Source organism: Sorangium sp. So ce385, from assembly GCF_051474135.1.
In the GTDB taxonomy this organism is placed as follows: domain Bacteria; phylum Myxococcota_A; class Polyangia; order Polyangiales; family Polyangiaceae; genus Sorangium; species Sorangium cellulosum_D.
This window is the reverse complement of sequence record NZ_CP150337.1, coordinates 1,696,541-1,716,800: the sequence shown is the minus strand read 5'-3', so window position 1 is coordinate 1,716,800 and position 20,260 is coordinate 1,696,541. Positions and strand designations below refer to the sequence as shown.

The window sequence follows — 20,260 nt, the reverse complement described above, 5'->3', positions numbered from 1 at the left end:
GCGTCCGCGCGCTGATCTTCTGCGGCTTCTTCGGCGATGGGCGCGGTGCTCGGGCGCGTCCTCGCAGCGGTTGACCGGCGCGCGACCCGCGTCGATCCGAGGCGACGCGGCGCGCTCGGGAGGCGCGCTGCGCAGGGCGCTGGCGCGCGGCACGAAGCGGACGCCGACGCGCGCCGGCGGCTCTTGGCGGCCCGGCTGCTGTTCGGTACGGTCGCTGCGTGGCGAAGAAGCTTTCACGCGCTCAGCGTAAAGAAAGCCGGCGGAAGGCGCCGCAGAGCGGCGCCGCGTCAGGGGCTGCGTCCCGCGTGGACGCGAGGATCGCGGGGCCGCCGTCGCGCAGCGACCCGGTCGACGGCGCGGCGGATCGAGCACGGGTCGATCCCGCGACGGACCGCGAGCGACGCGAGGGAGACGACGGGCTCCGCGCGCGAGCGGGCGGAGCCGCCGCCGCGAAGGCTGCGGAGCCCGCGCGAGCCCGCGGCGCCGTCGCGAAGGCCGCGGAGCCCGCGCGAGCCCGCGGCGCCGCCGCGAAGGCCGCGGAGCCCGCGCGAGCCCGCGGCGGCGGGGCGCGCTCGAAGGCGGGGAGAGATCGCGTGCTCCTCGTCTTCCTGGGCCTCGTGGCGCTCGCCGCGGTGATCGTGTTCGCCGCGCAGTCGCCACGCGCGCCGGAGCGCGCCAAGGCAGAGCCCGCGAGCGCCGCTCGCCCGCCGCAGGAGCGCGCCGCGCCGGAGCCCTCCAGCGCGCCTCCTGCTGCGCCGGCGGAGGCGAGCGAGCCGCCGGCGCGACCTCCCGTCGACCCGTCGCCGCCGACCATCGTGACGGCCGAAGCGACCGCAGCGGCGCCGGCGAGCGCTGCAGCGTCGCAGCGCGCTGCGGCCAGCGCCGGCCCGCAGGCGGAAACGACGGGCGCCGCGTCCGCGGCGGCAGCGCCGCCGAAGAAGCGCCCGAGCGCGGCGAAGCCAGCCGCCGTGCCAGCCGGAGCCACGCCGCAGGCCTCGGCAACGCAGGCAGCGGGCACGACGCCGCCGGCCGGAGCCACGCCGCAAGCCGGAGCGGCGCCGCAGGCCGGAGCGACGCCGCAAGCCGGAGCGGCGCCGCCGGCTGGAGCCACGCCGCCGGCTGGAGCCACGCCGCGGCCGGAGCCAGCGCCAACGCCCGCCGACGCTCCCTACGAATGACCGAAACGCTGCGATGAAAGGACGCCCGAGATGCTTCGCTTGAATGCCTCGCCCGACGCCGCCCGACCGCCGCGCCGATCGCCGCTCTCCTGCGGGCGGACGCTCGCCGTGCCGCTCGGCGTCGCGCTGTCCGGCTTCCTCGTCGTGGCGACCGCGGCCGCGCAACCGGCGCCGCAACGGCAGCCTCCTGCGGCGCCGCCCGCCCATCCAGGGGCCGCTCCACGGCAGCCCGGCGCGGCCGCTGTGCCGCCGGGCGCGGCGCAACCGGGCGCGACGCAACCGGGCGCGGCGCAACCGGGCGCGGCGCCGCCGGCCGCTGCGCCGCAGCCCGGCAGCGCTCCCCCCGCGGCGCCCGCCGCCGCGACGCCGGCTCCCGTTGCGCCGGACGGCGCGGCGCCGCCCTCCCCCGCGGCGCCGTACCCCGCGGCGCCGTACCCCGCGCCGCCGTACCCCGCGCCGCCGCAGCAGGTCCCTCCGCCCGTGCCGGGCGCATCGCCCGGCTACCCGCCGCCCGGCTACCCGCCGCCCGGCTACCCCGGCGGCTACCCGCCCTACGGCGGCGCCTACCCGCCGCTCCCGCCGGGCTACCCGGCGCGCGCCGAGGAGATCCCGCCTGCGCCGCCGCCGGTCCCGCTGCGCCGGAACAGCCCGGGCTTGATGGCGGGCGGCATCGCGCTCACCGCCGGCGGCACGATCGCGTTCTTCGCCGGCACCGGCCTGCTCGCCTCGGCGAGCGAGCGCTACGAGATCTATTGCGATTTCGGCGGCTCCACGGGCATCTGCGACACGCGCACCGACGGCCCCCGCCAGGTCGCCGGCGCGCTCGTCGCGATCGGCGGCGGCATCATGCTCGCCGTGGGCATCCCGCTCTGGGTCATCGGCGGCAGGAAGGTGCCGGCCACCGCCGAGGCGCCCGAGCAGCCCGCCCAGACGACGCTCTCGTTCGGCCCCGGGTCCGCCGCGCTGCGGACGCGGTTCTGACGCCGCTCCCTCGCCCGCGCCGCGCATCGCGGCTCTGACAGCGCCCCCCTCGCCCGCGCCCGGCCCGCGCGAGGCCGCCGGGGCGCGCCGTCGGTCAGGAGAGGCTCTTTTTCTTCTTGCCGCCCTTGCGGTGCCGCGACTCGCCGTCCGGCGCGCTCGCGGGCACGCGGAGGATGTGGAAGCGCCCGCCGCCGCGCGCCAGCGGATCGCTGAGCTTCACCCGCTCGCGCGCGAGCTCGATGAAGCGCTGCTGCGACCGCAGCAGCGGGGCGCCGCTCGGCACCTGGAGCTTGTGGTAGCTGCCGTCGCTCGCGAGCTCCCAGGTCTTCGCCGTGTCCGAGGTCACGGTGTTCAGCATGTCGTCGACGCGCGAGCGGATGGCCGGCTCGATGATCGGGACCATCAGCTCGACCCGGCGGTGGAAGTTGCGCGGCATCCAGTCGGCGCTCGACATGTAGACCTCCTCGCTGCCGCCGTTCGCGAACCGGAACAGCCGCTTGTGCTCGAGGAAGCGATCGACGATCGCGTGCACCTGGATCCGCTCCGAGAGCCCCGGGATCCCCGGCCGGAGGCAGCAGATGCCGCGCACCGCGAGCTTGATGTCGACCCCGGCCTGCGACGCCGCGTAGAGCGCGTCGATGACGTCGACGTCCACGAGCGCGTTCATCTGCGCCACGATCTCCGCCTTGCGCCCGGCCCGCGCGTGCGCCGCCTCGCGCGCGATGAGCCCCAGCACCGCCTCGTGCAGGCCGAGCGGCGCCACGATGAGGCGGTTCCACTTGGGCGGCGCGCTGTAGCCGGTCAGCAGGTTGAAGAGCGACGTCATGTCCTCGCCGATCTCCCGGTTCGCGGTGAACAGGCCGATGTCGGTGTAGAGCCGCGCGGTCTGCGGGTTGTAGTTGCCCGTCGACAGGTGCACGTAGCGGCGCAGCTTGTCCTTCTCGCGCCGCACGACGAGCAGCGCCTTCGCGTGCGTCTTCAGCCCGAGCAGGCCGTAGATCACCTGCACGCCGCTCTGCTCCAGCGTCCTCGCCCACTGGATGTTGCTCGCCTCGTCGAAGCGCGCCTTCAGCTCGACGATGGCCGTCACCTGCTTGCCGCTCTCGGCCGCGCGCGCCAGCGCCTTCAAGATCGGCGAGTCGCCGCCGGTCCGGTAGAGCGTCTGCTTGATCGCGAGGACGTTCGGATCGTCCGCCGCGCGGGAGACGAACTCGGCGATCGGATCGAACGACTCGTACGGGTGGTGCAGGAGCACGTCCTGCTCCCGGATGACGGCGAAGATGTCCTCGACGTCGCGGAAGAGCGGCGGGACCTGCGGCGAGAACGGCTCGTCGCGGTACTCGCGGCGCTCGTCGTCGGCGACGATGCCCATGAGATCGGCGATGTGGAGCGGCCCGGGCACCCGGTAGACGGCGAGCGACGCGTCGACCTTGAGGGCACGGCAGAGCCGCTGGACCGAGGTGCCGGCGCCCTCGCCGATGCCGATCTCCAGCCGCACGGCGTTGCCGCGGTCGCGCCGGCGGAGCTCGGCCTGGATCGTCTCGAGGAGGTCCTCGCCCTCCTCCTCGTCGATCTCGAGGTCCCAGTTCCGGGTGACGCGGAAGGGGTACGTGCCGCGCAGCCTGCCGGAGGGGAAGAAATCCTTCACGTGGCGGGCGATCACGTCCTCGAGCAGGACGAAGGCGCGCGTCGCGCCCTCCACGCGGACCTTCATCAGCCGGCTCAGCATCGGCGGCACCTGGATGACCGCGAAGCCGGGCTCCTGCGCCTCGTGCTCCCGGGAGAACATGATCCCGAGGTTGATCATCTTGTTGCGCAGGTGCGGGAACGGGTGCCCCGGGTCGATCGCGATCGGCGTGAGGATCGGGAAGATGTCGGTGCGGAACCGATCGTCGAGCGCGCTCAGCTCGGTCGGGCCGAGCTCGTCCGGCTTGACGATCACGATGCCGGCGCGCTGGAGCGCCGGGATCAGGTCCGAGTTCCACAGCTGGTAGGCGTCGTCGACGAGCGCGTGGACCCGCGCGCCGATCGCCACGAGCTGCTCGTGCGGCGTGAGCCCGTCCGGCGGGACCTCCGCGATCGTGCGCTGCGTCTGCGCCTGGAGGCCGGCGACGCGCACCATGAAGAACTCGTCGAGGTTCGAGAAGAAGATGCTCAGGAACTTGAGGCGCTCGAACAGCGGCACCTCGTGCGCCCTCGCCTCCGCCAGCACCCGCGCGTTGAACTCGAGCCACGAGAGCTCCCGGTTCAGGTAATGATTCGGGTCCCCTTCGATCGGGATCGGCCCCGACGCGGCCGGGATCGACACCGGGCCGCTCGCCGGGGCGGCGCTCGCCCCCGACCTCGCGCCGGCCGCGTCGCCGGAGCCCGCGGCGGGCCGGTCGGCCTGAGCGGTGTCCGAGTCGCCACCTGGGCCCGAGGCGAAGGTGGTATCGCTGGAAGAGGGCAGGTCGATCATGGTCGAAGCTCCGAATTTAGCCCAGGTCTGGTAGGGTCCGCCCATGGAATTCTGGCGACATCCGGACGAGCTGAGGCGCGCTTGCGCGCGGGCGCGCGCGGACGGAAGCCGCGTCGGCCTCGTTCCGACGATGGGCGCGCTCCACGCTGGACACCTCGCGCTGATCGCGGAAGCGCGGCGGAGAGCGGACTTCGTCGCGGTGACCGTCTTCGTCAACCCGACGCAGTTCGGCGCGGGCGAGGACCTCGGGCGCTACCCGCGGACGCTCGAGCGCGACCGTGCCGCCTGCGCCGAGGCCGGCGCCGCCGGCGTGTTCGCGCCCGAGGTCGACGCGATGTACCCGCCCGGCGAGGAGACGCGCGTGCGCGTCGGCGCGACCGCGGCCCCGCTCTGCGGCGTCCACCGGCCCGGGCACTTCGAGGGCGTCGCCACCGTGGTCACGAAGCTGCTCGCGCTCGCCGGCCCGTGCGTCGCCGTCTTCGGCCGGAAGGACTACCAGCAGCTCCAGGTGATCCGGCGGCTCGCCGCCGACCTGTTCCTGCCCGTCGAGGTCGTCGGGTCGACGACGGTGCGCGAGCCCGACGGCCTCGCGATGTCGTCGCGCAATGCGTACCTCTCGCCCGAGCAGCGGAGCGCGGCGCGCGCCATCCCGCGCGCGCTGGCCGAGGCGTGCCGCGCCTTCGCCCGCGGCGAGCGGCGCCCCGCCGCGCTCCTCGGGCCGGCGCGCGCGCGCCTCGCGGCCGTCGCGACGAGCATCGATTACGTCGACCTCGCCGACCCGGAGTCCCTCGCGATCTGGAGCGAGGAGGCCGCGGTCGGCGACCGGGCCCTGCTCGCGGTCGCCGTCCGCCTCGGGGCGGCGCGCCTCATCGACAACGTCGTCCTCGGGGAGGACGCGGCGCCCGTCGCGGTCGAGGAGAACGGTTAGATGATGGCGAGGACGAGCGCCGAGCAGGAGGGCCCCGCCCCGTCCCCGCGCCCGGCCGGACAGGCCGGCCGCGGCGTCTTCCTCGTCTTCGAGGGCATCGACGGCGCCGGCACGAGCACGCAGGCCGAGCGCTACGCGGCGCACCTCAGGGCCGCGCGGCGCCTCGTCCACGTCACGCGCGAGCCGAGCGCCGGGCCGGTGGGCGCGCTGCTCCGGCAGGTGCTGACCCACCGGATCTCGCTGCCCAGCGCCCGCCAGGCCGAGGTGATGGCGCTCCTCTTCTCGGCCGACCGCCTCGATCACCTCGGCGCCGAGGTCGAGCCGCTCCTCCGCGACGGGTACGTCGTGATCTCGGATCGCTACGACCTCTCGAGCCTCGCCTACCAGTCCACGACGGCCGCCGGCGGCGGGGAGCCCGGGGATATTCTTGGGTGGATCCGGACGCTGAACCGTCACGCACGGCGGCCCGACGCCACGGTGGTGATCGACGTCGCGCCGGAGATCGCCGAGCAGCGGCGCCGCGGCCGCGGGGGGGCAGAGGAGCTGTTCGAGAAGACCGAGCTGCAGGCGCGGCTCGCGGAGGCCTACCGCCGGGCGGAGGAGCTCGTGCCGGGGGACCGCGTCATCCACGTCGACGGGGGCGGCACGGTCGAGGAGGTCTCGCGCGCGATCGCCGCCGCGCTCGCGCCGGTCGTCGAGCGGTGAATCGGGGCGGCGGCTCCTCGAGCCTCCGAGCGGAGCCGCGGAGCGCGCAGCGCCCCTGTGCGGCCGCGCGCCCTCCGCGCCTCGCTGGCCCGAGCCTCTGAGTCGCGCGCTACGGGCAAGCCGCGTTCGCGATCTCCACGTCGTCGATGTTCCAGCTCGACACGGTGTCGACGAAGGAGTCCCGCCCGATCTGGTAGCCGAACCGGATCCGCAGGCGCGCGCTCTTGTGGGGGGTCAGGTCGTAACGGATCTTCGTCCAGGCCGGGTCGCGGACGCCGGGGTAGGTCCCCGACTCGAAGAGCACCTTCCACCGGACGCCGTCGTAGACCTCGACCCGGTTCGTCATGTGGGGCGCCTCATCGCTGTTCAGGAGGCGCCAGAACGTCAGATACACGCCGCCCTCGACATCGGCGTCGATCACAGGGCTCGTCAGATAGAAATACGGGTGGACGCCGGGGGGCGCGTTCCCTCCGATGACCACGCCGGCCACCCCGTTGTCCGGCGTCTCCGTATGATCGAGCGCCGGATCGGCGTGCCCGTAGGTCTGCCCGGTGGACGCCGCCGCCGGGCCGATCTGCCAGGTCGGACCGAGCTCCCACCCGGCCGCGTTGCTCTCGAACGTATCCCGGAAATAGACGGCCGGCGTCGCCGCGGCGCCGCCGCCCTGGCAGACGCCGGCCAGGCAGGACTCCCCCACGGTGCACCAGTCGCTGTCGACGCAGACGCCCCCGTCGGGGACCGAGCGCGCCGTGCACACCCCGGCGTCGCTGCAGACGCCGCGCGTGCAGCCGACCGTCTGTGAGGAGCACGACGCCCCGGGGGTAGGCATGGAAATACAGGCGCCGTGCTCGTCGCAGACGCCACGATTGCACTCGTCGGTCCCGGCGAGGCAGGCGCCGCCCGGCGCGATCGGCTCAGCATAGCAATTGCCAGAGCCCGGATCACAGGCGCCATCGTTGCATCCGGCGCTCAGCGCGCTGCAGTCCTTGGGGACGCCTCCCTCGCAGCGGCCGCTCTGGCAGGTCTTGCCGACCATGCAGAGGTCGCCGGAGTCCGCGCACGGCGCGCCCTCGTTCCCGGGGACCGCCTCGCACGCACCGGTGGCCGGGTTGCACGCGCCCACATGACAGGAGTCCGGCACTTGGAAGAAGAAGCAATCCCGCTGGGTCCCGACGCAGGCGCCGTCCGCGCACGCGGCGTTGAGGACGCAGCGATCCTCCGTCGCGCACGGCGCCCCGTCCTCCTTCGGCTCCACCCCGCAGCGGGGCTCGCCGCGCGCGTCGACGCACGTGACGACATGACAGCTGTCCGGCTCGATGCCGCAGTCCTCCTGGGCGCCGCCCTGACAGACGCCGTCCGCGCACGCCTCGCCGACCGTGCAGGCGTCCCGGTCGTCGCAGGGCTCCCCGCCCGCGCTGGGGACGAGCTCGCACTTGCGCGTCGCCGCGTTGCACACGGCCGCCATGCACTGCGGCGTCGGGACGAGCGAACAGTCGATCTCGCACGGAGCGGCGGCCCCGCCCCCGCCGCCACCGCCGCTCGCGCCCGCCGCGCCGGCAGCGCCGCCGTCACCCGACGCGCCCGAGCTGCCAGCGGACGTCGCGGTCGAACAGCCGAGATCCGTCAGGGCGACAGCGGAAATTACCCATGGAATCCACCTAGTCATGTTCGCCTCTTTCCAGCAAGCGTGACGCACCTCGTGGGAATTACGCGTCCTTCGCGGCTGCGCAAGGAAACATGATGTTCCGGCGCGCGAGCACCCGGAACGGTCCGCGCGCGCCGCGGCCACCGGCGGCCGCGCGGCGCGCGGCGGCGACGAGCACACGAGGCCTCTCGCGCCGCGAGGGGCCGTGAGGAGCCACGAAAGCAAAGACAGCGACGAGAGCAAAGACATCACGTCACCAAGAAGGCCCACAAACCGGAGAGCCCCTATCGCCCCTCCCTCGAGAGTTGCAGTATGCTGACGAGATCGTCTCGGAGCTCGGCCACCCCTCGATAGACAGACCACTTCGCGCGTGGAGCCCTCGCGACCGCGAGCCACGTCGCATCAATTTGAAGAGGAGCGCAGAGATGTCCTTCCGACGTCATTTGGTGTTTGCCCCTTTCCTCGTCGCCGCCGGGCTGGCCGCGCCATCGGGCGGCTGCGCGGCCACCGACGAGAGGAGGCCCGCGCGCGTCGATCCGCCGGAGGACGGCGGGGGCGGCGGAGGCGGCACCTTCGGCGCGAGCGCCACGGGCGGAGGCGCGTCGCTCGGGGGGGCAGGGTTCGGCGCGACCGGCGATGGCGGCTTCGACGAGGGGTCCTCCTGCGCCCAGACGAGCGCGGCGGCCGCGCTCATGCCGCTCGACATGCTCATTCTGCTCGATCGCTCCGGGAGCATGCTCGGCGCGAAATGGAGCGGCGTCACGAGCGCGCTCTCCACGTTCGTGAACGACGCCGCCTCCGCCGGGATGAACGTGGGGCTGACCTACTTCCCGCGCGGCAACAATGGAACGAACGACTGCGAGCACGCGGCCTATGACGAGCTCGCGGTCGCCATCGGCGAGCTGCCGCTGCACACGCCGGAGATCTGCGCCTCCATCCAGGGCACCGCGCCGGGCGGGGGGACGCCCATGCGCCCGGCCCTCCAGGGGGTGCTCTCGAACGCGACCGCCTACAAGGACGCGAACCCGTCCCACAAGGTCATCGTCGTGCTCGCGACCGACGGCGATCCCTCCGGATGCGCCGACAACACCGTCGCGAGCACCGCGCAGATCGCGCAGCGGGCGCTCAACTACAACGGCGTCCAGACGTACGTCATCGCCGTGGAAGGCTCGACCGTGGCCAACCTGGATCAGATCGCCGCCGCGGGCGGGACGGCGCGCGCGTTCGACGTCACCGCGGACGTCGCCGCGTTCTCGGCGAAGATGGCCGAGATCCGCGCGTCGGCGCTGCCGTGCGAGCTCCTCATCCCCGACCCGCCCGCGGGCGCGACGCTGGACACGAGCCGGGTCGCGGTGAAGTTCGCGACGGCGAGCGCCAGCGCGCTGGAGATCCCGAAGGCCGACGGCGAGGCCGACTGCGGCGCGGGGCCAGGGTGGTATTACGACGACGAGCTGCAACCGAAGAAGATCGTCCTCTGCCCCGCGTCCTGCAGGGCGGTGCAAGGCGAGGTGCAGGCGAAGCTCGACGTGCTCTTCGGGTGCGAGCCGACGCTGAACTGAGCGCCGCGCGCCCGGCCGCCGCCGCCCGCGCGGGGCCCCAGGGCCGCCGCCCGCGCGGCGCTCAGGCCGCCGCCGGCGCGGGGATCACGGCCGCCGCGGCGGCTCGGTCTTCAGGGCGTCGAGCGCGGCCAGGAGCTCGGCCTCGGTGAACGGGAGCCGCGCCAGGGCCGCCTGCTCGTCGGCGAGCGAAAGCTCGATCTCGCGCTGCGCGTCGCGGGCCCGGAGGACCCACAGCGGCGCCTCCCCGGTGCGATCGCCGAGGCGGACGGTGCCCGCCAGCATCTTCTGCCCCTTCTCCAGGAGCACGCGGTAGCGCAGGCGCATCGCCCCCTCGAAGAGCTGCTTCTTCCTCGGGGTGTCGGCGCTCGGCGGCGGCGGGACCCGCATCACGTCGCGGTGGAGCTCCTTGTAGAGCTGCCCGATGCGGTAGCCGGCCATCGCCGACCAGTGGGCGTCGAGGCTCCGCATGGCCTCGGTGTAGGCGCTCTGCGCGTCGAGCAGCCCCTGGCAGCGCCGCTCCAGCGCCTCGGCGAAGTTCGCCGGCACCGGCGCGAAGGTGATCGCCTCGCTCCGGCGCCGCCGCACCTCGCCGAGCGCGAAGCTCACCTGCGCGAGCTCGAGCGGCGGCTTGCCCGCCTCGCCCAGCCGGTGCGCCTCGATGAGATCGCGCGCGAGCCCGACCTGACGCGCCGCCTCATCCACGAGATCCTGCTCGACGAGGCCGAGCGCGAGGGCGCCGCGCGCCTCGATCGCCTCGAGGACGCTCAGATCGCCGAGGCGGAGCAGGCGGCGCGCGACCTCGACGAGCTCGGGCCACCGCTCGAGGGCGGCCGCCGCGCGCGCGAGCCGGAAGAGGGCGCCGCGCGCGACCGCGTGATCCGGGAAGCGCCGCGCGACCTCGCGGTAGCGCTCGGCCGCGAGCGCGCGATCGCCGAGCGCCTCGTGCGCGAGCCCGGCGTTGAACAGGCTGGGGGGCGCGACCTCGCCGTCCGGCGCGAGGCGGACCAGCCGATCGAACAGGGGCGCCGCCTCGCGCGCCTTGTCGGCCAGGAGCAGCGCGCGCGCCCGCTCGAACTCCGCCGCGAGCTCCGCGTCCGAGTAGGGCGAGACGACGACCGGCGCGAGCTCGACCGGCGCCCGCGCCGAGGCCGCCCGCGGGGACCGCGCCGGGGCCGGCGCCGTGGCCTCGGAGGTGCATCCCACCAGGGCGACCACAGCGGTCAGGGCGGCGAGCGGGGCGATGTGGGGAAGCGACATGGCCCGGGAAGAATAGCCCCACGGTCGAGGTTGTCCCTCTCGCGCGGACGGAGATGCCAGCCTGGCCGTCCGGAACGAAGGTGTACTGCTGCGCGCCTGTAGGGCAATCCCTGGTTTCAGCTGCTGATCCGGGATGTTACAGAGGGTACCCCCCGACAAAAAGCCTGCATCGAGCCGCCATGATGCGGTAATCTCGCTTCGTTCCACAGGCCGCTGTTCGCTCATAGCTCGCGGCGGCGATCTCCTCTCCAGCGACGATCAGAACGAGGGCTTCTGTTGTGGGCTCTCGAAGGCATCACGGCCCTGTTGTGGGCCTTGGAGGTGGGTACATGAAGCATCAGATCATCTCTCCCCGCGCGGTGACGACGGTCGGCCCGGAGCAGCGGCTGAGTATGGCGGAAGCGCGTCATCGCGAGCTCGATTCGCGGCTCAGGCAGCTGGGTCGGCGGGCGTTCTTAACACCGGGGGAGAGGATGGAGGCAGCCCAGCTCAAGAAACACAAGCTCGCCGCGAAGGACGAGATCGAATCGCTGCGCCGGCGGATGTCGTAGCGCGACCCGGCTGACCAGCGATCCCACAGCGCCACGCACGGCGCCCCGCCCCACGTCTCCTCTCGCAGCTCCTGTCCAGGCCATCCAGCGCGCCCACACGGTGGGACGCTCGCACGAAGCGCACCACGAGCGCGCGGTGCAGTACCCGTGCGCGGCACGACGCGGACGCTCGGAACGATGCAGGCGCGCGGTATCGATGCAGGGGGCGGAACGACGCAGGCGCGCGGAACGACGCGGACGCTCGGAACGATGCAGGCGCGCGGTATCGATGCAGGGGGCGGAACGACGCGGGCGCTCGGAACGATGCAGGCGCGCGGAACGATGCAGGGGGCGGAACGACGCAGGCGCGCGGGCGCCGGTGACGCGCAGGGGCGCGAGCGCCGCGGACGCAGGCGCGCCGCGGTCAGAGCGTGGGCGCCGCGGGCTCCGGCGATTCGGCGGGCGATGCCGGCGCAGCATCGGGCTGCGGCCCGCCCTCGGGCGCGGCGCCGCCCTCCGGCAGCGTCTCGGCGCCGCCGTACACGTCGCGGTTGAGATCCGCGAGCGTCTCGGTGAGCCGGCCCTTCTGCTCGCTCGTGATGCCGCCGGGGGTCTGCTTCTCGATCGCCGCGGCGAGCCCGAGCCAGTGGCGCGCGTTGTCGCGGTAGCCCTTGCGCGGATCGGCGACACCGGTGCCCTGGGGCGCGAGATCGGCCAGGCGGTAGTCCGTCATGCCCCGGAGGTAGGCGTACTGCGCCCGCTCCGGGACCGAGAACGAGTCCATGTCGTGCTCGAGCACGCGGAACAGCGCCAGCGCCTGCTCGAACCGGTTCGCCTCGTAGTGGCTGCGGGCACGATCGAGATCCTGATTGTAGGTCGCGCAACCCGGCGCGAGGGCGAACGAGGAGAGGAGAAGGACGCACGAGACCAGGCGGCGCATGCGCGGAGGGTATCTCCCGCGTCGCGGCGCGATCAAGCGGGAAGGCAGCGCACCGCGCGACCCGGCGACCGCGGCCGCGGTCGGGGCGGAGCGTCGAGGCGCCGCGCCCGAGGGTCGGGGGCCCGCCCGCGCGCCGCGAGACCGGCGGCGCCGCTCACCGCAGGAGGGTCGCCGCGAGCACGCCGCCCACCGCGAGGAGCGCGATCCCGAGCACGACGACCGCCCAGATCAGGCCGCGCACCGCCGGCGGCGCCGCCGCGACCGCCCCGGGCGCCGCCGCCGAGGCCAGGGGGGACGCCGGGGCGCGCGGCGCGTCGGCGGCCGACGGCGCGACGGCCGGCGGCGTGACGGCGGCGACCGCCAGCGTCGCGGCCCCGGCCGGCAGCGTCGCGGCGGCCGGCGGGGGTGCGCCGTTCGAGGCCAGGGCCACGGTGTCGGCCGTGTCCCACGCCTCGGACCGGGAGGCCGCGGCCGACGGCGACCGCGCGCCCGGCAGGCCCGCCGAGGGGCCGCGCTCCATCGAGTCGGCCGTGCCCGACGCCACCAGGAACGCCTCCGCGAGCTCCCTGGCCGAGGCGAAGCGCGCGCCCGGATCGACGGCGAGCGCCTTGCGCATCCAGGCCTCGACCTCCGCGGGGACGCGCGCGGAAGGCGCCGCCGCCGAGAGCGCGGGCGCAGGCGTCCCCAGGATCTTCGCGATGAGCGGGCCGAGGGCCGGGGCCGTGAAGGGGCGCTGGCCGGTGAGGCACTCGAAGACCACGATCCCCAGGGACCACAGGTCAGACCGGGAATCGACGCTCTTCAGGCCTTTCGCCTGCTCCGGGCTCATGTAGTAAGGCGTCCCGAGGAGCGCGCCCGTGCGCGTGGGATCCATCCCCGCGATGGAGAGCGCGTCCGTCGCCTTCGCCACCCCGAAATCGAGGATCTTGACGATCTCCCCGTCATCCTCGCGCGCCATGAAGATGTTCTCAGGCTTGATGTCGCGGTGCACGAGCCCGGCCTCGTGGGCGCGCGCGAGGGCGCGGCACACGTGAGATACGATCTTCGACGTCTCCGACAGCGTGAGTCGCCCGCGCGCGGAGAGCCGGTCGCGCAGCGTCTCGCCCGCGAGGCACTCCATCGCGATGTAGGGCAATCCATCGTCGGTCAGGCCATGGTCGAGCACCTTGACCACATGGGCGCTGCGGATCCGCGCGGCGAGCTGCGCCTCGCGATCGAAGCGCGCGCGGGCGCTCGCGTTCTTCGCGACCTCGACGTCGATGAGCTTGATGGCCACCGGCGTGCGGAGCGACAGGTGCTCTGCCAGCCACACCGAGCCCATTCCGCCCTTGCCGAGGAGCCGGACAAGGCGGTACTTCCCGGCGATACATTGACCTTCCATGGCGTGCGCTCACGGTAACGCGGAGCGCGCCGGTCGTCATCAGTACGGGAGTTGGTCGACGATCCCCCTCGCCGGCTGGCTCGGCGCCGGAGGCGCCACGGACGGCGTCGCCGAGGGCGCCGGCGCCTTCGCCGCCGTCGTCCCGGAGGGCGCCTTGGGCGAAGGGCGCCGCGCGGGAGGCACCGCGGACGGCGCGGCGGCCTCCGCCGCGCGATCGTCTCGGGCGAGCGCGGCGGGGGCCGCCGCGCTCGGCGTGGGGGGCGGAGGGAGCGCCGGACCGGGCGCGCGCGCGCCCGCCGTTGCGGCCGACGCGGAGGCCGGAGGCGCGGGCGCGCCCTCCGCTGCGGCCGACGCGGAGACCGGAGGCGCGGGCGCGCCCTCCGCTGCGGCCGACGCGGAGACCGGAGGCGCGGGCGCGTCCGCCGGAGGGCGACGGAGGGCGACGAACGCCGCGACGCCGAGCGCCGCGAGGAGCGCGGCGCCTGCGCCCGCCCGCCTCAGCGACCTCGCGGGGCCGCCTCGGTCCGTGACGGCGGCGGGCGCGGCGGGGCGCGGGGGCGCGGCGAGCGGCGCGAGCGCGCCGACCACCTTGCCGCCCGCGAGCGCGCCCGGCGACGCCGGGTCGGCGTGGCGGCCGAGGACCTCGATGAGGGGCCCGAGATCGGCGAGCCGATCCTCGCGCCGCTTCCGCAGACAGCGATCGAGCACGTCGGCGACGTCCGCGGGCAGGTCGGGGACGGCCGACCGGATCGACGGCACCTCGCGCTGCAGGAACGCCGTGTACATCTCGCCGAGGGTCTCGAACTCGAGCGGCCTCCGGCCGGTGAGCGCCTCGAAGAGGATGACGCCCATGGCCCAGATGTCCGCCCGATGATCGATGTCCTTCTCGCTCATCGCCTGTTCGAAGGACATGTAATGCGGCGTCCCGAGGATCGAGCCAGTGCTGGTGTTGCCTCCATGGGTCTCCGAGCTGATGGAGGCCGGGTCGAGCACCTTGGCGATGCCGAAGTCGAGCACCTTGGGCACGCACCCGCCGGCCTGAGGCTCGGAGAGGAAGATGTTGTCCGGCTTGAGATCGCGGTGCACGATCCCCTTGTCGTGCGCGGCGCGGAGCGCGGCGGCGACCGGCACGAGGAGCCGCGCCGCCTCGTGGAGGTGCAGGGCGCCCCTCTGCCTGCGCAGCGCGGAGAGCGGCTCGCCGCGGAGCAGCTCCATGACCATCACGGGCGTGTGATCGTCGCCCTCGAAGACGTCGAGCACCTCGATCACGTTCGGGTGCTGGATCGCGGCCGCCGCCCTGGCCTCGCGGAGGAAGCGCCGAGTCTGCGCGGCGTCGGCGACGCCGCGAACCACCTTGAGCGCGACGTCGCGCCCGGTGCCGAGGTTCCTGGCCGCGTACACCTCGCCCATCCCCCCGCGGCCGATGAGGCGCTCGATCCGGAAGCGCCCGGCGATGACCTTGCCGGCCGGGAAGGAGCCCTGGAGATCGTCCGACACGAGCGCAGCGTACCGTGGTTCCCGGCGGGACCCAATCCTCGGCCGCGCGATCCCATCGGTCACATCGGTCACATCGGTCACATCGATTGCGCGCACCGGAAGCCGGTGGCCTGATTGAACGTCGACGGCCGGTCATGGCCGCGCGCGGTCGCCTGCGCCGAGAGCTTGTAACCCGCCCAGGAGCTCCCGCGATACGAGAAGGCCTGCGCCGCGCCGGGGGCCGGCGCGCGGCACACCGGATCGACGAGGAGCGCTCCGCCCGGCTGCCAGCACGGCGCCGTGTAGGGAGCGAAGGTGTCGGCCATCCACTCGGACATGCTGCCCGCGAGGTTCCGGACGCCGAGGGCGGTCACGTCGCCCGGCGCGCCTCCGGCGACAGGCCCCCAGGGCACCGTCCCGCCGAGCGGACGACAGCCGGCGTTCTCGAACACACCCGCGTCGGCTTCCATGGGGTGCCGGCCCCTGCCGAGCAGCGCCTTTGCGCAGAGATCGCCGCCGTTGCCCCACGGATAGGCGGTCTCGTCGGCGAGGTTGCCGGCCGCATACTCCCATTCGGCCTCGGTCGGGAGCCGCTTCCCCAGCGCGGAACAGACCTCCTCCGCCTGCGCGTGCGTGACGCAGTTGACCGATGAGGCGTCGTTGTCGCGAGCCTCGGCGCCGAGATACGTGCACGCGCCCCGGCCGGACCCCGGCGCGTCGACGTCCCTGACGCCGGGCTCGGACCGGAGCTGCCCTGTCGCCACGAGCTCCCGGACCGCGCCCACGGTCACCTCGTCCACGTCGATGGCGAAGGCGCCGAGCCGCACGAGGTGCTCGGGCTGGCTCAGCTCGTCGAAATCGACGGCGAAGCCCGGTCGGGGCGCGCCGAGCAGGAAGACCCCCCCGGGCACGCACACCATGCCGGCGGGCGCCGGCCCCGCGCAGGGCACCGGGGCCGCGCCCGGCCAGGAGCCGGGTCGGGGCTGGGGCGCGACGTCGGAGAGCAGCGGGAGCACCGGCTCCGGCGCGAGCGCGCCCGTCTCCGGGTCGCAGGTCGCGCCCTCCCCGGGGGCGCTCGGGACGCCGAAGCAGCGCATGGACAGGTCGAGGGCCACGCGCGTCTCGCCCTCGAGCAGCGGCGGGAGCACGGCGACGGCGTCGATCAGCGCCGCGGCGTCGGGCAGGCCGTCGGGGCCCGCCTGCTCGGCCCGGTAGAGCCGCGCGCGGACGCGCACGGCGGCGCCCTCGCTCCGCGGGACCACACCGAAGCTGACCGGGAGGCTGTCCGGCCCGTCCACCCCGATGAGCCGCATGCACCCGGTGCAGCTCGCGTCGGGGCCCATCACCTCGAGCAGCAGGTGATCGCCGAACCGGGGCACCGGCGCGTCCGTCGAGACGCTGACGAGCCACTGGCGAGGCTCCGCTTCGCACCCGGAGAGGAGGAGCCCCGCGGCCGCGAGCGCCCCCAGGGAGCGCCGGGCCGTCACGGCGCCCCTCCCGCGTAAACGCACCGGAAGCCGTGCAGCGCGTCCAGCACATCGCCCCTCCGGAACGCAGATCGGGTGTTCGCGGGGCCGCTGGCCCAGTCTCCCCCGCGGGCGGCGCGCGACCTCGTGGTGTCGTCGTCGCACCGGGGATCGATGAAGATCCCGGGAGCGCCCCAGCAGCCCTCTCCGTAAGGAACCAGCCTGTCGGCGCACAGCTCGCTCAGGTTCCCGCCGAGATCCAGGACGCCATCCCTGGACACGTCGCCGAGGCCGCCGCACGCCGGCGACGGCGGATGGGCGCCGACCTCCTCCGGCCCCGGCCCGCCGGGGCACAGCGTCCCGCGCCCAGCGCTCGCCGTGCAGCACGCGGGCGACGCGTCGCCCCAGGGATAGACGCGCCCCTGCCCTCGACCGCGCGCCGCGTGCTCCCACTGCGCCTCGGTCGGCAGATCGCCGCCGCTCGCCGTGCACGCCTCCCGCGCGAGCGTCCACGAGAGGCAGTTGAGGGGGTGTTCGTCGTTCGCGCCGTCCGCGGCGCCGAGCCAGCGGCAGCCCGCGAGCGCGCCCCTGTCCGGATCGGGCCCGCTGGGGAGCTCGCCCGCCGCGTCGAGGAGGCCGTCGTTCAGCAGATCCCGGAAGCGGCCGACCGTGAACTCCGTTCGATCCATGAAGAAGGGGCTCACGTAGATCGGCCGCGGGGGCGCGGCGGCGGCGTCGCTCTGCTCGTCGACGTCGGCGAGCTCGGCCTGGCCGAGGAAGCCGAGCCCGCCCGGGATGCAGACGGCGTCGGCGCCCGGCGGCGCGGCCCCGCAGGGCACCTCGCGCGCGCGGGGCCACGTGCCGGCCCGCGTCGCGGGGGCCGGGCCGGCGACGACGCCCTCGGCGGGGGCCGCCGCGCGCCGGGCGCCGTCGAGGCACGTGCGCGGCGGATCCCGCAGCGACGCGGGCACGCCGAGGCAGTCGGCCGAGAGCACGAGCAGGGCCGTCTCCACGCCGGACGAGGGGAGCGCGACCTCGAGCAGCCGGTCGATCGCGGCCTCGGGCGGAGGATCGATGGTCGAGAACGCCCTGCCCTCGACGGCGTCCTTGCCCCTCGTGGCGACGGCGCCGCGGAACGCCCGGATGCGCAGGCGGAGCACGGCGCTGCCCGCGTCGGGCGTGGCCACCCCGAAGGAGAACGGCCACGAGGAGGGATCCGGCAGCACGAAGTTGGCCGTACAGTCGACGTCGTCGATGCAGCTCGGGCGCCACGCGTCGTCGAACCTGTCGAACCGCACCGTATCGACGACCGCCTCCGGCGAGATCGACGGATCGGCGAGGAGCTGCGCGGCGACCGGCGCGTCGGTGTCCACGACGACGAGGAGCTGCGGTCGCTCTCGCCCGCCGCAGGAGCTCGCGTGCACAGCCATGCTGAGCACGGCGAGCCTCGAGAGCGCGCGCCTCGGCTCCACCACGTTCCGCCTTTCTCGTTGCCGTTCGACCGGCGCCACGGGTAGCATCACTGCTATCATCCAGGGGAGCCGGAGCCAAGCGCGATCGAAGGAAGCTCGAAGCTCGAATATCGAACATCGAAGATCGAAGATCGAAGATCGATTGCCGCTCTCGCCGACCGAAGAACGCCAAACGCTGTCACCGCTCGCGAGGAGATTGTATGTCGTGGGTAACCCGGCCCGTGCTCGCCGTGCTCTCCGTATCCCTCGCGGCGGCGCTCTCCCCGGCGTGCGACGGGGGTCCCCTCCCCGCGAGCGCGGGGACGGCGGCGACCACGGGATCGGGGACCGGCGGAGGCGCCGGCGGGGGCGAGGTCACCTACCGGACGAGCGCGTGCGGCGCGTGCGTCGTGGGGACAGCGTGCGTGTCCCAGGTGAACGCCTGCGCGGCCGACCCGGGCTGCGCCGCCTACCTCGACTGCCTCGACGCGTGCCCGCTCGGCGCCGATGGGGACGCGGACGCCGCGTGCGAGAGGGCATGTCCGCCCGTCTCCGGCTCTGCTGGTCAGAGCGCGCAGCAGGCCTTCATCGACTGCCGCGCCTCGGGTCCGGGCGCGCGGTGCGCCGGCTGCGGGCAGGTCCCCGCCGCGACCGACCCGGATTTCAACCAGACGTGTCCGGCGTCGATGGAAGAGAACGTGTGTTACAAGTGCGAAGACGAGCGCTGCTGCGAGACCTACCAGGCGTGCAGAGACGACCAGGACTGCCAGGATCTCGTCGCGTGCATCAAGGCTTGTCCCGGGGGCGCGGACTACCCGCCCTGTGAGGGCCAGTGCTACCAGGATCACGCCGCCGGCTACGAGCGCTACGGTCACCGGGTCGCCTGCATGGAGCACTTCTGCTTCGACGACGACGCCTGCGGCGATGAGCCGCTGCACCCTTGTGTCGAGTGCCAGATCCTGCACTGCGCCGACGAGATGGCGGCTTGCCATCACGATCTCCAGTGCGCGCTGCTGGAGAGCTGCCAGGTCCAGTGCGAATCCGCGGATCAGGCCTGCCTCACGGCGTGCGAGGAGATGTTCCCGACCGCGGTGGAGACGCACAACGCTCGCCTCGCCTGCGCGCTCGCCCACTGCTTGCCCTCCTGCGGCGGGACCGAATGACGAGGCCGTCGGCGGAGAGAGGCGCCATGCGGACGCGATGGATCCTGGGTGGCCTGGTCGCGGCGGGATTGGCGCTTTGGGTCGAGGGGCGCGCGAGCGCCGAGGAGCCGAGCGGGCCCGCGGCTCCGGCGGAGGCGCCGGCGGCCGACGAGCGCACCGCGCGCGGCAGGGCGGCGTTCCTGCTCGGCGTGCAGCGCTCGAAGGACGCGCAGTGGGGCGAGGCGCTCGCCGCCTTCGAGGAGGCGGCGGCGGCGCGGGACGCGCCGATCGTCCAGTACAACATCGGCTTCTGCGAGCGCGCGCTGGGGCGTTACGTCGCGGCGCGCCGCACCTTCCGCCGCGTGCTCGCGAGCGCGGACGGCCTCGCGCAGGCGCAGATCGACGACGCCAGGGCGTTCGTCGCGGAGCTGGACCAGCTCGTCGTCCGCGTGGCGGTGACGCTGGATCCCGCGGGGACGCCGCTGACCGTGGACGGGCGCCCGCTCCGCGTGGACACCGAAGGCGGGACCAGGGTCTTCATCGCGCTCCCGGCGCCGGCGGGGCGCGCGGAGGCGCCAGCGGAGAAGACCTTCACGGTGGAGCTCGATCCCGGCGTCCACCTCTTCCGGGCGGCGCGGCCGGGGCGCCAGGATGCGTTCGTCCAGAAGACCTACCGGCCCGGGGAGAGGGCCACGCTCGACCTCCGGCTGGAGCTGCTCCCCGCGCGGGTCGCGGTGCGCGCCGAGCCGGCGCAGGCGCTCGTCCGCGTGGACGGCCGCGAGGCGGGGCTCGCGCCGATCGACATCGAGCGGCCGCCGGGGAAGTACCGGATCGAGGTGGTGCGCGACGGGTTCGAGACGTACGCGGCGACGCTCGATCTGCACGCAGGGCAGCGGGCGGATCTGACGGCCAAGCTGGTCCCGGTGCGGCCATCGGTGCTGAAGGCGTGGTGGTTCTGGACGGGCGCGGCGGCCGTGCTGGCGGGCGGCGCGGCGCTGACGTACGCGCTGACGCGACCGCCGCCGCCCTACGACGGGGGGAGCCTGAACTGGGTCGCGGAGCCGACGGCGATCCGGTGGTGAGGAGAGCCTCGCGGTCGCGCGGCGCCGAGCCGCCAGGCCGCCGCGCTGCGTGCGCGGCGAGCGCCGGCGTGCATGCGACCA

The 20,260-nt window shown here is 74.5% G+C and carries 15 protein-coding genes; 7 read left to right on the top strand and 8 right to left on the bottom strand.

Going from position 1 to position 20,260, the window contains the following annotated elements:
• Positions 1-1,208: 1,208 nt before the first annotated feature.
• On the top strand, positions 1,209-2,159 hold the full coding sequence (locus WME83_RS06325) for a hypothetical protein (protein WP_437318353.1): 951 nt from the start codon (positions 1,209-1,211) through the stop codon (positions 2,157-2,159).
• Positions 2,160-2,253: 94 nt separating this feature from the next.
• Here the strand turns inward: WME83_RS06325 and ppk1 are convergent, their stop codons facing one another.
• Positions 2,254-4,617: a polyphosphate kinase 1 gene (ppk1, locus tag WME83_RS06320; protein WP_437318352.1), complete on the bottom strand. Its 2,364-nt coding sequence runs from the start codon at positions 4,615-4,617 to the stop codon at positions 2,254-2,256.
• Between the two features lie 43 nt (positions 4,618-4,660).
• On the opposite strand from ppk1, the gene panC reads away from it, so the two are divergent.
• Entirely contained in the window at positions 4,661-5,545 is an 885-nt protein-coding gene (panC, locus tag WME83_RS06315) for a pantoate--beta-alanine ligase (protein WP_437318351.1), read from the top strand.
• Entirely contained in the window at positions 5,546-6,250 is a 705-nt protein-coding gene (tmk, locus tag WME83_RS06310) for a dTMP kinase (RefSeq protein WP_437318350.1), read from the top strand.
• Positions 6,251-6,359: 109 nt separating this feature from the next.
• On the opposite strand, the gene WME83_RS06305 is transcribed toward tmk, so the two are convergent.
• Complete coding sequence (locus tag WME83_RS06305) at positions 6,360-7,715, bottom strand: hypothetical protein (protein WP_437318349.1); 1,356 nt, start codon at positions 7,713-7,715, stop codon at positions 6,360-6,362.
• Between the two features lie 605 nt (positions 7,716-8,320).
• On the opposite strand from WME83_RS06305, the gene WME83_RS06300 reads away from it, so the two are divergent.
• Positions 8,321-9,454, top strand: a complete 1,134-nt coding sequence (locus WME83_RS06300) for a vWA domain-containing protein (RefSeq protein WP_437318348.1) — start codon at positions 8,321-8,323, stop codon at positions 9,452-9,454.
• 84 nt (positions 9,455-9,538) lie between these two features.
• On the opposite strand, the gene WME83_RS06295 is transcribed toward WME83_RS06300, so the two are convergent.
• Positions 9,539-10,711: a tetratricopeptide repeat protein gene (locus WME83_RS06295; protein ID WP_437318347.1), complete on the bottom strand. Its 1,173-nt coding sequence runs from the start codon at positions 10,709-10,711 to the stop codon at positions 9,539-9,541.
• A gap of 329 nt (positions 10,712-11,040) precedes the next feature.
• Here WME83_RS06295 and WME83_RS06290 point away from each other — a divergent pair, with 329 nt between their 5' ends.
• Entirely contained in the window at positions 11,041-11,262 is a 222-nt protein-coding gene (locus WME83_RS06290) for a YdcH family protein (RefSeq protein WP_437318346.1), read from the top strand.
• A 403-nt stretch (positions 11,263-11,665) separates the two neighbouring features.
• Here the strand turns inward: WME83_RS06290 and WME83_RS06285 are convergent, their stop codons facing one another.
• The 5 genes from WME83_RS06285 to WME83_RS06265 form a co-directional block, all read right to left on the bottom strand.
• Positions 11,666-12,181 (bottom strand): hypothetical protein, encoded by a 516-nt coding sequence (locus WME83_RS06285; RefSeq protein ID WP_437318345.1) that lies wholly within the window; start codon positions 12,179-12,181, stop codon positions 11,666-11,668.
• Positions 12,182-12,335: 154 nt separating this feature from the next.
• The gene (locus WME83_RS06280) at positions 12,336-13,562 is read right to left on the bottom strand and encodes a serine/threonine-protein kinase (RefSeq protein ID WP_437318344.1); all 1,227 of its coding nucleotides are present in this window, start codon (positions 13,560-13,562) and stop codon (positions 12,336-12,338) included.
• 39 nt (positions 13,563-13,601) lie between these two features.
• Positions 13,602-15,059 carry a serine/threonine-protein kinase gene (locus tag WME83_RS06275; RefSeq protein WP_437318343.1) on the bottom strand — a complete coding sequence of 486 codons (1,458 nt, stop codon included), beginning with the start codon at positions 15,057-15,059 and terminating at the stop codon, positions 13,602-13,604.
• A gap of 77 nt (positions 15,060-15,136) precedes the next feature.
• On the bottom strand, positions 15,137-16,525 hold the full coding sequence (locus tag WME83_RS06270) for a formylglycine-generating enzyme family protein (protein WP_437318342.1): 1,389 nt from the start codon (positions 16,523-16,525) through the stop codon (positions 15,137-15,139).
• On the bottom strand, positions 16,522-17,934 hold the full coding sequence (locus tag WME83_RS06265; RefSeq protein WP_437321971.1) for an SUMF1/EgtB/PvdO family nonheme iron enzyme: 1,413 nt from the start codon (positions 17,932-17,934) through the stop codon (positions 16,522-16,524). Before WME83_RS06265 ends, WME83_RS06270 begins: the two co-directional genes overlap by 4 nt.
• Positions 17,935-18,176: 242 nt before the next feature.
• On the opposite strand from WME83_RS06265, the gene WME83_RS06260 reads away from it, so the two are divergent.
• Positions 18,177-19,118 (top strand): hypothetical protein, encoded by a 942-nt coding sequence (locus WME83_RS06260; RefSeq protein WP_437318341.1) that lies wholly within the window; start codon positions 18,177-18,179, stop codon positions 19,116-19,118.
• A 26-nt stretch (positions 19,119-19,144) separates the two neighbouring features.
• Entirely contained in the window at positions 19,145-20,179 is a 1,035-nt protein-coding gene (locus WME83_RS06255) for a PEGA domain-containing protein (RefSeq protein WP_437318340.1), read from the top strand.
• Positions 20,180-20,260: the final 81 nt, after the last annotated feature.